This is a genomic window from uncultured Anaerobiospirillum sp. (genome assembly GCF_902485895.1).
Classification (GTDB): Bacteria; Pseudomonadota; Gammaproteobacteria; order Enterobacterales; family Succinivibrionaceae; genus Anaerobiospirillum; species Anaerobiospirillum succiniciproducens.
In genome coordinates this window covers 36,476-49,729 of sequence record NZ_CABTML010000012.1, presented here as the reverse complement: position 1 = coordinate 49,729, position 13,254 = coordinate 36,476, and the positions used below count along the sequence as shown (strand labels likewise).

The window sequence follows — 13,254 nt, the reverse complement described above, 5'->3', positions numbered from 1 at the left end:
TGCCGGCATTTATGTCATTTTTTAGGGGTTGCGTATGATTCAGTATGAAACTATCGGTGGTGAGGTAGCTCAGCGTGATGCCAAAGCATTACTTGATGCTCTAAAGCAAGCTCATAGCACCTGTAGCAATTGGGATATCAAGGCATGGGAAGACTACCTTAATGCCATTGATCCAAATTGCATGAGCTTAGGCCATGATCGTATTCGTGAAGTGGCCATGCGTATGCACCTCTTTGAGGACTTAATCGTAAGCGAGACCTCAATTGTTACTGTAGGCGGCACTAATGGAAAGGGCTCAACCTCAGCTTTAATTGCTGCAGCGATGAACAACCTTAATGTCAAAACAGGTCTGTTTACCTCACCTCATTTATTTAAATTCAATGAGCGCATACAGATTGCTGGTGTTGACATCAGTGATGAGCTCTTATCGCAGTGCTTAAGCGAGGTTATTCAGGCTCAGTTTAGCGATAATAGCGTCAAAGCACTGTATGATGAGGCTTATATTGATGCCCGTGAAGAGGCTGAAGCTCAAGAAGAGAGCGAAAGTGATAAGTACAGCGACTCCTTTAACAGTGAGGATCACAAGCGCGAGTACTTAGGCGCTGATAGCTGCGGTTTTGGTACTTGCGACTCTCAGTGCAATGATAATCAAGAGACAGGTGCTAACTCATCGACTTCTAGTGCTAACAAGTCATGCTCTTGTTGTTCATCTGAAACAAGCTTTGCCGATGAGACTAAAGAGGCGCTCAAGGCCATTCAAAGCATGCCTCGTCCTTTAGAGAATGACATTGTTGAGCTGTCATACTTTGAGATCACCACCTTAGCGGCCATGCGAGCATTTTTACGCGCAGGATGTGAGCTCTTAGTGCTTGAGGTAGGTTTAGGCGGTCGCTTAGATTGCGTCAATATCTTCTACAACGATATTGCCATCATTACCTCAATTGGCCTTGACCATATGAAGGTACTTGGGGACACCACCCAAAAGATTGCTCATGAAAAAGCCGGCATTATCAATATTTACGGCTCCGTGATCGTGGGTAGTGGTATGGACGATGATGCTCGTCGCGAGATCATGATTAACGTCAAGAAGCAGGACGCTACCGCCTTTTACGAGAATGACTCGTTCTACGTTAAAGTGGTGGAAAAGCAAGATGGTGGTGAGCAAAGTGAAGATTACGATATCTCTGCTCCTCCAATGCGCCGTACCCATGAGATCTGCTATCGCGACAAGTCCATGAGCTTCAAGCTCTTCTTCCCTTATCCAAAGGTTCCAATAGCTTGTGCAGGACTAGCATTAAAGGCTATCTTTATGCTTAATGCTATGTTTGGCATTGGAAATGACTACCGCACGCTCAAGGCCATTGAGGATGCAGTCAAGGACACCGTACTGCCAGGTCGTATGCAGCACGTAGGATCTGAGCCAGACATCTACTTAGATGTAGCCCACAATGTCCCAGCCGCCGTGCACTTACGTGACCGCCTCCTTGCCACCATCTCCAATGATGACAATGCAAAGCAAGGTGAGCACGCTGAGCAAGATAAGCAAGCTTGGCAATCCAATCAAGCTCAGCAAGCTTCAGATCACAAGCGCATTGCCGTAATTGGTATGCTCAAAGATAAGGATATTGAGGGCGTACTTGAGGTCATTAGCTCAAGCTTTGATGCCTTCTACGTAGCCTCATTGCCAGGTTTACGTGGTGAGAGTAAGGAGCGCTTAGCAGCATCTTTAACTAAGCTTACCAATGGTGCAGCTAAGGTGCAGTCATTTGATAGCGTAGCTGATGCCCTTAAGCAGGCTAAGAGTGATGCGACTAAGGATGACACCATCATCGTGATGGGCTCATTTGTTACCGTAGCCGAGGCAAGCCGCGCTCTTGCCTAGCGCACATCCGCAATTAGCAAAGCAACCAGGCGCAAAGCACAATGCACAAAGCATTAAGCTAGCTGCACGCTACGCCACCACTCACCTTGCACTGCGTATTGGAAGAAGGCTACAAGCAAGGTGTATGGACTAGCTAAACAGGCCTCAAGGTTGCCTATGATCAAGTAGGCACTTGAGGCCTTGTTATATGAGCATGACTTACAGATCTAGATTATTGACTGACAGATCGTGGTAATTCTTTGTGCTAAAGTTTGCAAATACGTACTCAGTAGAGATTTTCTAATGCGGATCAGGGCGCGGTGCGCTAAACTATATAACTACAAAGAAGATCGCGCCACAAGGGCATGATCTTAAAGATCGTGGCATTAGCATTTAAGATCTTTGCTTTTTCTTTGTAGAGATGTGTTGTGCTTGATGAAATTGATAGTACGAACACATGTACCACACTTAGTGGCGTCACACTGATTTTAGTAGGCGCAAACCTTAGATTTTTTAGTAGATTGTTGATTCGTCTGAGCAGCGGAGCTTGATATGGCTATCAGTACTAGTTTGAGAAACCGAATAGTTGGATTTTTAATCATTGCTTCGACAGTATTGATCTTCTTACCTGTGATCCTGTCTAAGGATATGATGACCCGTGAGAACAATCAGGCCGTAGCAGTCGATCAAAATGGCGCTATCAAGGACAAAAATGGTCAGCTGCAGATTCAATCTACTCCTGATTTAGAGCAAGCTTTAGCCTTAGGCGGTCAAAGTGGCACTCTGACAGCTCCTCAAGTACAAAAGCAGCCATCAGCTCAACAGCAAAACCACTTAGCTAGCAACAAAAAGCCAGACAATGCTCAGCCAAATCAGGGTGTGGAGATTTTAGGCGCTCCAAGCAAGAGTCAGAATGCATCCATTGGAAATGGTGTAGTCATGAATGACTTCTCAGCCAATACTCCAGCTAAAAAGCAAGAGTCAGAGGCTGAGCGTGCTCATGAGATCTTAACTGCTTCTCGTCCTGCTCAAAAGCCAGCTGCAGCTCCAGCTCCAGTAAAGCCTGCTCCACAGGTAAAGCCAGCAGCTCCAAAGACCGAGGTTTTAGTTGCTAATAATGCTAAGAAAAACCCTCCTGCAGCACCAGCAGCTCCTGTAGCTCAAAAGCCAATCCCTCAGGGTGTTAAGGTAGTAGCAGGTACTCGCCCATCTGAGTCTTTTGTAGTTCAGGTAGGCGTGTTTGGCAAGAAAGAGAATGCAGACAATATCGTAAGAAAGCTCAAGGGTGCTGGTATTTCTTACTACATGGTTGCTGATAGCAATGGCAATCGCACCTTGTACCGCGTTTATGCCGGTCGTTCCAACAACAGAAATGAGCTCAATAACTTAGTGCCACAGATTAACAAGCTGTGCGGTACTCAAAGTAAGGTCGTATCTCTTTAGTTTTTAGCGCCACAAGCTCATCGACTGCAGCTAAAGAACTAAAGAACAATTAACTGCTTGGCGCTTACTTTCAAGCACCAATCTAGCGCTACGTGGATAACAATTGCTTAACATGGAGCGCTAGAAAACGCTAAATTAGCTGCTTGATGGCTAAATTAATATGTGAGTGAGGATTGACATGCAACTTAAAGAACTGATTGCTTATCTTGATGAAACTTTAGACGTTAAAGCATTTCGTGATGCCTCATACAACGGCTTGCAGGTTGCTGGCTCTGATGAGGTTAAGAAGATCGCAACTGCTTGCACTGCATCTTTAGAGGCCATCGATGCTGCTGTTGAAGCTGGCGCTGATACTTTAATTGTGCACCACGGCTTATTCTGGAAAGGTGCTGATCCACGCTTAGTTGGTAACTACTATCAGAGAGTTAAGGCTCTGATGGACAACAATATCAATCTTGTTGCCTATCACCTGCCAATGGATGCTCACCTTGAATTTGGTAACAACGCTTTCTTAGCCCATATCTTAGGCGGTGATGTTGTTGATTACGTTGAGCCAGGCAAAAAAGACTCTATTGGCATGCGCGTCAAGCTCAATGAGCCATTAACTGTTCAAGAGATTGTGGCTATTTTATGCCATCGTTTAGATACTAAGATCTCTGTACTTGGTAACATCACTGAGGACATGATGATCGACGATTTAGCTATTTGCTCAGGCTCAGGCTCATTCTTACTTGATGATGACAAGTGCCCATCATTCCAGGCTTTAGTAACTGGTGATGTTAATGAGCAAACTTTCCACATGGCAAATGAAACTGGTACCGTAGTATTTGTCTGCGGCCATCATGCCTCCGAGCAAGAAGCGATTAACCTCTTAGGCGACCACTTAGCCAAGAAGTTTAAGCTCAAGCACTTTGCTACTCACTTTGCCTACGAAAAGGCAGTGCCAACTTTTGCAGCTGACCCAGATCAGTAAAAGCAACTTTAGCTCAAGCAAATCAAATCATAACTGCAGTAAGAGCTAGCGCTCTTACTGCTATCCAATCCAAGAACCACGCCCCACAAAATCCAATCCAAATCAACCCAGTCTCAAGCCAACCATAAGCTCTAAAAAGACCGCGCCCTCACGCAAAAACAAGTATTAGCGCTTCATGCTAACGCCGCACATCATGTGCAAAAACACTTTTTGCTTCGCTTTTATCACTAGCTAATTGAGCACTAATATCATTGCTATGTTTTGGCAAGGTTTTGGCGCGTATAATCTGTGTGAAAATGTGAGCTTTGTTGTATTATGCATACTCTCGTGTATAGATTATTGCGTAATTCACTTATCTCACTTGCTCATGCATCTCTCTCGTAGCTGCTAACTTAACCATGCGTACACGGCTAACTTAAGATCGCTTTGAATGCGCCAACTTAACCATGCGTACACGGCTAACTTAAGAGCGCCTTGAATGCGCTAACTTAACCATGCTGTGCAGGGCTAACTTAACAGCAATTTGAATGCGCCAACTTAACCATGCGTGCACGGCTAACTTAAGAGCGCTTTGAATGCGCTAACTTAACCATTCAGTGCAGAGCTAACTTTAGAGCGCATTGAATAGACTTAGTTAAGCGGCGGCGAGTTAGAGAGCGTTTTGAGCAAAATACAATCAAGCTATATAAGCGAGTCTAAACAGGCCAACTCCATGCTGGCCATTTTGTTAACAAGAGGTGGCAGGTAATGAGTAATGAGCTGTTAAATGAGCACGCTATCAAGGTTAGACAAGCACTGACCGAGCATGGTCTTGAGACACCACTTAAAGATAACGGTCTTAGCGATGACGAGAAAAGAGCGCGTATCGCTCAGTGCATGACAACCATGATGGAGACTTTAGGCCTTGATTTAAGCGATGACAGCTTAATTAAGACCCCAAAGCGTGTGGGCAAGCTCTTTGTAGATGAGATCTTCTCTGGTCTTGATTACTCTAAATTCCCTGACATCACTGTGATTGAAAACAAGATGCAGGTCGATGAGATGATCAAGGTTAAGGATATTTCCTTTACCTCAACTTGCGAGCATCACTTTATGGTTATCGATGGCATGGCTAAAGTAGCCTACATGCCAAAGACTAAGATTATTGGTCTGTCTAAGATTAACCGTATTGTGCGTTTCTTTGCTCAGCGTCCTCAAGTGCAAGAACGCCTTACTCAACAAATTCTAGTGGCACTGCAAACTCTGCTTGATACTCAGAACGTGGCAGTAACCATTACTGCAACTCACTACTGTGTGAAGGCCCGTGGTGTACAAGATCCAACTTCATCTACCACCACCACTGCACTCGGTGGCCACTTTAAGAACAATCCATCATCTCGTCATGAGTTCTTAACTGACGACTAGCACCAAATTTTTAACTCATCGCCAAGGAGGCTGCAGTTAAGGTATATGCAGCTAAAGGCAGATGATTAAAGCTAGGGCTAAAGATCAAAGATTAATAGCAAGGAGAGTCGTATGGCTCGCTATGATAATGATTACAAGGTTGCTTTGATTGTACCTGTCTACAATGAAGAAGAGACAGTAGCAACCTTCGTATCCACTGTAGAAGAAAAGCTCCACGATGTACTGGAGCATATTGAGATTGTCTTTGTGGATGACGGCTCAAAGGATAATTCAGCTGCGATCATCGAGCAAATGATGCAGAGCAATGAGCGTATTGCGCTTATCAAGCTGTCACGTAATTTTGGCAAAGAGGCTGCTATGACTGCAGCTTTAGACCTGTGCGATGCTGATGCAGTGGTGCCGATTGATGTTGATCTGCAAGACCCTCCTGAGCTTATCTTAGATTTCATTAAGATTTGGCGTAGTGAGGATGTGGATACTGTTTATGGTATTCGTGCAGATCGCTCCTCTGATTCTGATACTAAGCGTATCTCCTCAGGCGGTTTCTATTACGTCTTTAACAAGCTTTCTGGCAAGGTAAAGATCCCTGAGAATGTTGGAGACTTCCGTCTTATTGACTCCAAGGTCATTATGACTGTGCGTAACTTAAACGAGAGCAATCGTTTTATGAAGGGCTTATACGCATGGCCTGGCTTTAAGTCTAAGGGCGTACCATATGTTCGTCCTGAGCGCTCTGCTGGCACCACTAAGTGGAACTATTGGAAGCTGTGGAACTTTGCTCTCGATGGCATCGTATCTTTTAGCTCTCTGCCAATTCGCGTTTGGTCATATATCGGCAGCTTAGTTGGCGTAGTTGCATTCGTCTACATGGCATACATTCTCCTTGAGACTCTGATCTTTGGTGTTAGGGTTCCAGGCTATGCCTCTTTAATGTGTGTCGTGCTCTTCTTAGGCTCGATTCAGCTTATCTCCATTGGCGTTTTAGGCGAGTATTTAGGAAGAGTCAGTGAAGAGGTTAAGCGACGTCCTGTATATGTAGTCTCAAAGATTGAGGGCAAGCTTTCAAATCGTCTCAATGAGGGCTATAACCGCGTCAACTCTGGTATCTACTTCAATGACAGGGCTCGCAATACCGTCACTACCACTGCCTCAACACCAAAGAGCGATGCTGTAGCTACTGAAGCTACACCATCTAAAGTTAATGCAGCCGCTGCTGAAGCCACACCATCTAAAGTTAATGCCCAAGATTAGGCCACTTTAGACAAGAGCAGCGCGGTTAACCTTGAGTCTATAGGCGATCATACCGTCGACTAAAGCACTCAACATCAAGCTGTTATTAAAAGAACGCCTGCATCGATGCTACATCAGCTACTAATGCTTATAAGCTGATGCGGGTGTTTTAGATAGCTTTTGCAAAGCGCTTATTTTTGCGATAATGTGCCGCCACCAGATTCTTTGTATACAGTTTTCGAGGACTTTAGTTTCGATTACTTGATGCAATCAGGTGGCATGGCCATGAGCGCTTAGAGACATTTAAGAGCGGCTAAGGCCGCTTTTTTCGTATTTGCAGCAGGAGAAAAATAGTAATGCGCATTGCAATGGGAATTGAGTATTCAGGTTGGAAGTATTCAGGCTTTCAACGTCAATATCATGCACCGGCTATTCAAAATGAGCTTGAAAAGGCCCTCTCCATCATCGCTGCAGAGCCAATTGAGATTAAGTGTGCAGGACGTACTGATGCAGGCGTGAGCGCTACAGGTCAGGTGATTCACTTTGATGTGAACAATGAGCGTAATGATAGAGCCTGGCTCTTAGGCACTAACACTAAACTGCCTAATGATATTGCCGTTACTTGGGTGCGTCATGTACCTGATGATTTCCATGCGCGTTTCTCTGCTCGTGCTCGTCGCTATCGCTATATATTGCAAAACTCTGATTATCGCCCAGGTATTTTACGTGCTGGTGTGTCTTTATATCGTGGAGAGTACGATGTTCAGGCCATGGAAGATGCTGCACAAATCCTCTTAGGCGAAAACGACTTCTCTTCATTCAAGTCTGCGCAGGATGAAAATCCTCATGCTCGCCGTAATGTACACTTTGTGAAAGTGATGCGTCGTGGTCGTTACATCATCTTTGATATTCAAGCCAATGCTTTCTTGCATCACATGGTGCGCAATATCGTAGGCTCCTTACTTTTAGTGGGTAATGGAGAAAAGGACAAGCAGTGGCTGCAAGACGTATTTGATGCACGCAACCGCGATCTCGCCGGCCCAACAGCCCAAGCCGAGGGCCTGTACTTAGTTAAGGTAACTTACGAAGATCACTGGAACTTACCAATCCACGATGAGGACATGGGCCCACTGTGGATCTAGCCACAAGCTAAATCACCCTCATAGCCATCTCGTATCTATCAAGCCACCCGCAAAGCGCATCAACAGCAGCCAACAATGCATACTAGTGCACATTTGTATGCATTGCCTTTGCTCATGGCCACACAACTAGCACAAGGCAGTTAGCACGGCCATTCTCCAAGCACAATGCAGTTATACCGGCCATACTGCTAGCACAAGGCTATAAGCACGGCCGCACTGCTAACGCAAGGATATAAGCTGGCCGCACAACTAGCGCAATGCAGTTAGCCCTGCCGTACTGTTAGAGAAAGTCATCAACGAGGGCGCTTAGGAAAGTATCGTAGCGATCAAGCTCGCTAAGAGCGACATACTCATCGACACCATGAGCCTGATCGATAGAGCCAGGGCCAATGATGACTACAGGGCCAAGGTCTTGTAAGAAAGAGGCCTCGGTGCAGTAATTGACGTAGTCAAAGGTAACATCCTCAGGTAGATGTCGACGCAAAATGCTCAGGCTGTGCTCATCATTATTGGCAAAGGATGGAATGTCAGCAAAAGGAATGTTCATGGAAATGAACTGTCCGCTAAGATCTCCATCTTTAGCGCTAATTGCCTGAGCCTTTGCAGTTCCTACTAACTCACTCTTGCAAGCATTTACATTGGCACTAGGAATCTTGGCGCGAATGGATGGTGTGCTTAACTTAGATGCAAAGAGCTCTTGAGCCTTGTCATTAAGCTTAGCGTAGAGTGCATCTGTTTGTTCATTGAGCTTGGCAATACTATGAGATGGCATTGGACGCATATCAAAGCCAATTACTACCTCATCACATACTGAGTTTAAGCTATGACCACCTCTGACGTAGCCAAGATTTAAGGTGGCATAAGGCACGAGGAAGTTAGAGTCGCGATTGGTCTTGCTAAGCTCGTTTGCATAAGCACTGAGCTCTTGAATCACTGTAGATGAGAACTCGAGGGCATTAATGCCTAAAGATGGATTAGATGAGTGGGTGGACACACCTTTAATGCAAATTTCTCTAGCGATATAGCCTTTGTGAGCCACTACAGGCTGCAGCAGTGTTGGCTCACCAATGATAATGAGCTCAAAACTCTTATTAACAAAAGCATCAGCAAGATCATCGGCACCTAAATCTAGGCCCTCAGGGATTGAAACTTCAAGCTTGCTAAAGTTATTCGCAGTTAAAGGAGTATGCTTGAGGCGTTTGAGGTCAATAGCGCCACACATGGAGTTTTCTTCATCGCAAGTGGCCATGAGACAAACACGAGGATAGGCAGCATAGTCATTACCAAACTTAGCATGCATATCTTCAATCACTTGCATCGAGCAAGCTAAGAATGCCTTCATATCGCAAGAGCCACGGCCATAGGCTTTACCATCACGCACGGTAAGGTCAGTGGCATCATTAGTCCATTTGTTGTTATCAAAAGGCACAGTATCAGAGTGGCCTGAGAGTAACAGGCCAAGCTTGTCGCTAGTTTGCAGCGTTTTCTTATCAAAGGCTGGACTTAAAGCAATGAGATTGTACTTGCCTGCCTGAACCTCATACAAAGCTGTAGTAAAACAGCATCGTTTTAGATGAGCTGCCATATGTTCAAGCATGGCTAAGTTTGACTGGTCGAGCTCAGCCTTAGTTGCTGAGACAGTATTAAAACCAACCAATGCTTTTAAATGCTCCAATGTGCTCATCTTTTATCTCCCATCAGGCACAGTTTCTAACCATTACATAGCGCAGCCTACAGCAGCGCCCATACAGTGTAGCTGCAAGATCATCAAGATTTGTATATGAGCAAAATGTGATCAGCCCACGCCCAATTTAGGCACACTAGGCAATTGAACAATTTGGTCACACTAAGAGACCAACCAAAACAAGCACACTCAGCCATTGACCAATATGGACTCACGAGCATGGGCTGCAGTAAAACTCAGGCGTGTACTACTGTTTAGCAAAGTGAACTTATAGCGCCATAAATCGCATACGCTAAAGAAAGGTGGGCTGAGATCAGTACAGATAGTGCTTAAGGTTTGGGCAAGGGAGTGGGATTTATGAGTGAGGTTTGTTTATGGAGCGCTACGGCGATAGCGTAGCGCTAGAAAGGGATGAAGCTTACTTAGTCTTCGTCAAAGGTGCTTGACTGATATTTGCGCTCGCGCTGGCGCTTATCCCAAAACTCTTTGCGGCGCTTTTGGTTTGCAATAAAAGCAATTTCAACTAAGAGCCACAGAGCAGAGACAGAGTAAACCACAATCCACAATACATTACTCATCTCAATTGGATAGAACGGCTGGTACACACCTGCAAGTGCTAAGCATAAGAAGACGCCGATGATGTTGCCTGACTTGATATCTGTAGCTGCGATGAGGACAAAGAGCATAGATACTGTGTAGCCCATCACTGCATAGTAGATATCAGGCATTGGAGCGATGCCTAGCAAAATTAAGATGGTTGTAGAGTAGCGTAGAATGTTGCCCATCTGTAATGTCCTAGTTTAGTTAGCCTAAATACCAAGCATCTAACAAGATGCATCACAAACACATAAGCGCTATACAGTTGCTTAAAGAGTTTTGTGAAGTCATACAAGATCTAAGAGCACGTAATTGAGGTCTTGTTTAGCTTAGAGGCATTAGATTGAAGCGAAAGTGAAAAATAATATCAATATGATAATCGATCCAGCCGTTTTTGCCTAATTATCTTGTCGTTCAGTATCTAGTTTGTTAACTGTGTTTTGTTTTCAATCAATAGTTAGCCAAAAAGCTATAGATATTTGTGATTGTCTCTCTTATCCACAACTTACGATCGTTTTGGCAAATAGCAAAGAGCCACGCCTGATTAGTTAGATCTAACTCAATTCTTTTAACTGCAAGGTGAATCAAAGTTCGCGCATTTCATTTCTATAAGCTGTATCATGGTGTGGTCAAGATGATCACTTTTTGGTATTGACATGAGTAACTATTGTGCTGTTAATGGCCTTATATATCAGTAAATGGAGCATGGAAGATGGTGCAACGTAAGATAAACTCAGGTTCATTTGCAAGCTTCAAAGAATTTATAACAGGCGATATGGTCTATGTCGACAAGACAGCACCTTTGTGTACGCTTGCTCGTGAACAAGGTTCATGCTTGTTAGCTCGCCCACGTCGCATGGGCAAAAGCACTTTAGTCTCAACTTTAGAGTATCTCTTTTCCAAAGGAACAGTGGGAACTGAAGGCCTAGCTTGCCACACTCAATGGGACGATCCTAATCGCTACTTTGTCTTCAAGTTTTCCTGGAACAATATTAGACCTTTATCTGCTGATGAGTTGGAAAGAGGTCTGCTTTGGCAGCTAAATACTTATGCCAATTACTTTGGTCTTGAATTGCCAAGCAATGTCGGTTTGATGCAGCAAGCTAATTACTTATTTACTCAAAGCTTAGATAAGCTTTCAGATCAGCAATTTATGCAAGAGCATACAGAGCTCTTCAATGGTGATCGACCTCTTTGCAAAACTAAGGCGGTATTGCTAATTGACGAGTATGATGCCCCGCTTACGTATAGCATTGAGAACGGTAAGTCTGTAGATGATTTATTGCGGGTATATGCTAACTTCTTCTCAACTATCAAAGAAATGGATTTCCGTTTCGTCTTGATTACTGGGGTTAGCTCGTATGCTCAGACATCCATTTTCTCTGGAGCAAATCAGTTTGCCAACATATCATTGCAGTATAAGTATGCTACATGTTGCGGCTTTACTCACGACGAGCTTGAGCACTACTTTGATAAGGAGCTTAGTCATGCTGAGCAGGTACTAAATTTAAGTCGTGCTGAGCTGATGAAACGTCTTTCACACAGCTACGATGGATATCTTTTCTCTAACAATAGTCTGTGTCAAACAAGAGTTTTTTCCCCAGTTAGTGTTACTTCGTTCCTTAAAATGCCGGAGATAGGATTCGAAAATTATTGGGTTGACACAGGTGCCAAAAGTACATTTCTACTCAAACTGCTCAAGTGTTGTTCGATAGGAGTAATAAAGAATCTATCTAAAGTACTTTATGGCGATGTACATAATGAGCAACCTACACTTAGCTCGAGCGTTCAAGATTATTTGGCGTCATTGTATGTTGTATTTAACGCATCTATCTGTGCGCAAGAAAAATACTTAGACAAGTCCAGATTAATTGAGGTCTTATTAGGAGATCTGACTGTCGAATTAGAGAATTTTGATGATCTTAGTTTCGAAAATGCCATTGCTGTCCTCTTTCAGTCAGGTTATCTAAGCATTCGCCAAATTGAGGGTGGGAAAGCTTGGTTAGGATTTGCCAATTATGAGGTATCTAATACTCTGGCAGAACTTATATATAAGCATGGTTTCTCAAACAACGCTCTGTCTGGTCTTAGAGATGTTTATGCTTATCTTTTCAAAAACTATCAAGAAGTCTTTAAAAGCTTTTACCAAGGTGGCAGTGCAGTTGCTGCGCTAATAGACCTTATTCTGAGTCCAGCTCCTTGGGAGTTGTTTGCTGACAATAACTATGAAAATGTGGTTAGTTTTGTTATTGTCAATGCTCTGCAATATTCAGGTGTAAAGGCTGCTCGTGAGGTAAGTTCTGCTTTTGGTAGGATGGATTTTGTTATTTATAAACAAAATTCTGACCCTTTAGTTATGGATGTAATAGTAGAATTTAAGCTTGCTAGGAAGGGCGAGAGTATAGATCGCAAACTAAAATTAGGTTGTGATCAGATTGTACAGAAAAGCTATGGGGGGGATCTTTTCAATGCTAATCCATTGCGCTACTGCATTGTAATTTCTAATGAGTTAAGAAAAGTAGGCGGTGTGGCTAGAGTTGATGAGCATAAAAAGACCATTATTGAATATCGAGCTGATAAGCTTGGTGATGATGGCAAAGTAGTTCTAGCAGCAAGTCAGCAATCCACTTAGATGCCCATATTTAAGAGCAACAGCAGCATTATGGTGGCAGAAAGGCCGTTTTTGATATGTTTCGGGTGATGGGCTGCTAGGTAAGGATTATTGTGCATCAATTGCGATATATATCGGATTTGAGTGGAGTTTGTGCACTTTTTGTGGGCATTTTATAAAAATTTAGCTGATTATGCCTTGTTTTGATGCATCTAGCGGGTGACTAGGGATTTTTAGTATAAGCTGATTTGCAGACAATAGAAGCCTCGAAGTGCTGGGTTCACATTGAAATTGGTTAAACACTACTTG

General features: G+C 43.8%; 9 protein-coding genes. 7 read left to right on the top strand and 2 right to left on the bottom strand.

Annotated features, from left to right (window positions below; all coding sequences use genetic code 11):
• Positions 1 to 34: 34 nt before the first annotated feature.
• The 6 genes from RDO37_RS01370 to truA all read left to right on the top strand — a co-directional run bounded on the left by RDO37_RS01370 (position 35) and on the right by truA (position 8,053).
• Entirely contained in the window at positions 35 to 1,882 is a 1,848-nt protein-coding gene (locus RDO37_RS01370; RefSeq protein WP_308497854.1) for a glutamate ligase domain-containing protein, read from the top strand.
• 531 nt (positions 1,883 to 2,413) lie between these two features.
• Positions 2,414 to 3,304: an SPOR domain-containing protein gene (locus RDO37_RS01365; protein WP_308497853.1), complete on the top strand. Its 891-nt coding sequence runs from the start codon at positions 2,414 to 2,416 to the stop codon at positions 3,302 to 3,304.
• A gap of 178 nt (positions 3,305 to 3,482) precedes the next feature.
• Positions 3,483 to 4,277 (top strand): Nif3-like dinuclear metal center hexameric protein, encoded by a 795-nt coding sequence (locus RDO37_RS01360; RefSeq protein ID WP_308497852.1) that lies wholly within the window; start codon positions 3,483 to 3,485, stop codon positions 4,275 to 4,277.
• A gap of 747 nt (positions 4,278 to 5,024) precedes the next feature.
• On the top strand, positions 5,025 to 5,681 hold the full coding sequence (folE, locus tag RDO37_RS01355) for a GTP cyclohydrolase I FolE (protein ID WP_027938788.1): 657 nt from the start codon (positions 5,025 to 5,027) through the stop codon (positions 5,679 to 5,681).
• Between the two features lie 111 nt (positions 5,682 to 5,792).
• Positions 5,793 to 6,932, top strand: coding sequence for a glycosyltransferase family 2 protein (locus RDO37_RS01350; RefSeq protein ID WP_308497851.1), 1,140 nt, complete (start codon positions 5,793 to 5,795; stop codon positions 6,930 to 6,932).
• A gap of 335 nt (positions 6,933 to 7,267) precedes the next feature.
• On the top strand, positions 7,268 to 8,053 hold the full coding sequence (gene truA, locus RDO37_RS01345) for a tRNA pseudouridine(38-40) synthase TruA (protein ID WP_027938789.1): 786 nt from the start codon (positions 7,268 to 7,270) through the stop codon (positions 8,051 to 8,053).
• Between the two features lie 280 nt (positions 8,054 to 8,333).
• Here truA and RDO37_RS01340 read toward each other — a convergent pair whose 3' ends face one another.
• Positions 8,334 to 9,737, bottom strand: coding sequence for a M20 family metallopeptidase (locus RDO37_RS01340; protein ID WP_308497850.1), 1,404 nt, complete (start codon positions 9,735 to 9,737; stop codon positions 8,334 to 8,336).
• 422 nt (positions 9,738 to 10,159) lie between these two features.
• The gene (locus RDO37_RS01335; protein ID WP_308497849.1) at positions 10,160 to 10,522 is read right to left on the bottom strand and encodes a DUF6804 family protein; all 363 of its coding nucleotides are present in this window, start codon (positions 10,520 to 10,522) and stop codon (positions 10,160 to 10,162) included.
• A 524-nt stretch (positions 10,523 to 11,046) separates the two neighbouring features.
• Here RDO37_RS01335 and RDO37_RS01330 point away from each other — a divergent pair.
• Positions 11,047 to 12,966: an AAA family ATPase gene (locus RDO37_RS01330; RefSeq protein WP_308497848.1), complete on the top strand. Its 1,920-nt coding sequence runs from the start codon at positions 11,047 to 11,049 to the stop codon at positions 12,964 to 12,966.
• Positions 12,967 to 13,254: the final 288 nt, after the last annotated feature.

Excerpts from the sequence above, each read along its gene's own strand:
- RDO37_RS01370 (WP_308497854.1), top strand. The coding sequence starts at position 35 with ATGATTCAGTATGAAACTATCGGTGGTGAGGTAGCTCAGCGTGATGCC.
- RDO37_RS01365 (WP_308497853.1), top strand. The coding sequence starts at position 2,414 with ATGGCTATCAGTACTAGTTTGAGAAACCGAATAGTTGGATTTTTAATC.
- RDO37_RS01360 (WP_308497852.1), top strand. The coding sequence starts at position 3,483 with ATGCAACTTAAAGAACTGATTGCTTATCTTGATGAAACTTTAGACGTT.
- folE (WP_027938788.1), top strand. The coding sequence starts at position 5,025 with ATGAGTAATGAGCTGTTAAATGAGCACGCTATCAAGGTTAGACAAGCA.
- RDO37_RS01350 (WP_308497851.1), top strand. The coding sequence starts at position 5,793 with ATGGCTCGCTATGATAATGATTACAAGGTTGCTTTGATTGTACCTGTC.
- truA (WP_027938789.1), top strand. The coding sequence starts at position 7,268 with ATGCGCATTGCAATGGGAATTGAGTATTCAGGTTGGAAGTATTCAGGC.
- RDO37_RS01340 (WP_308497850.1), bottom strand. The coding sequence starts at position 9,737 with ATGAGCACATTGGAGCATTTAAAAGCATTGGTTGGTTTTAATACTGTC.
- RDO37_RS01335 (WP_308497849.1), bottom strand. The coding sequence starts at position 10,522 with ATGGGCAACATTCTACGCTACTCTACAACCATCTTAATTTTGCTAGGC.
- RDO37_RS01330 (WP_308497848.1), top strand. The coding sequence starts at position 11,047 with ATGGTGCAACGTAAGATAAACTCAGGTTCATTTGCAAGCTTCAAAGAA.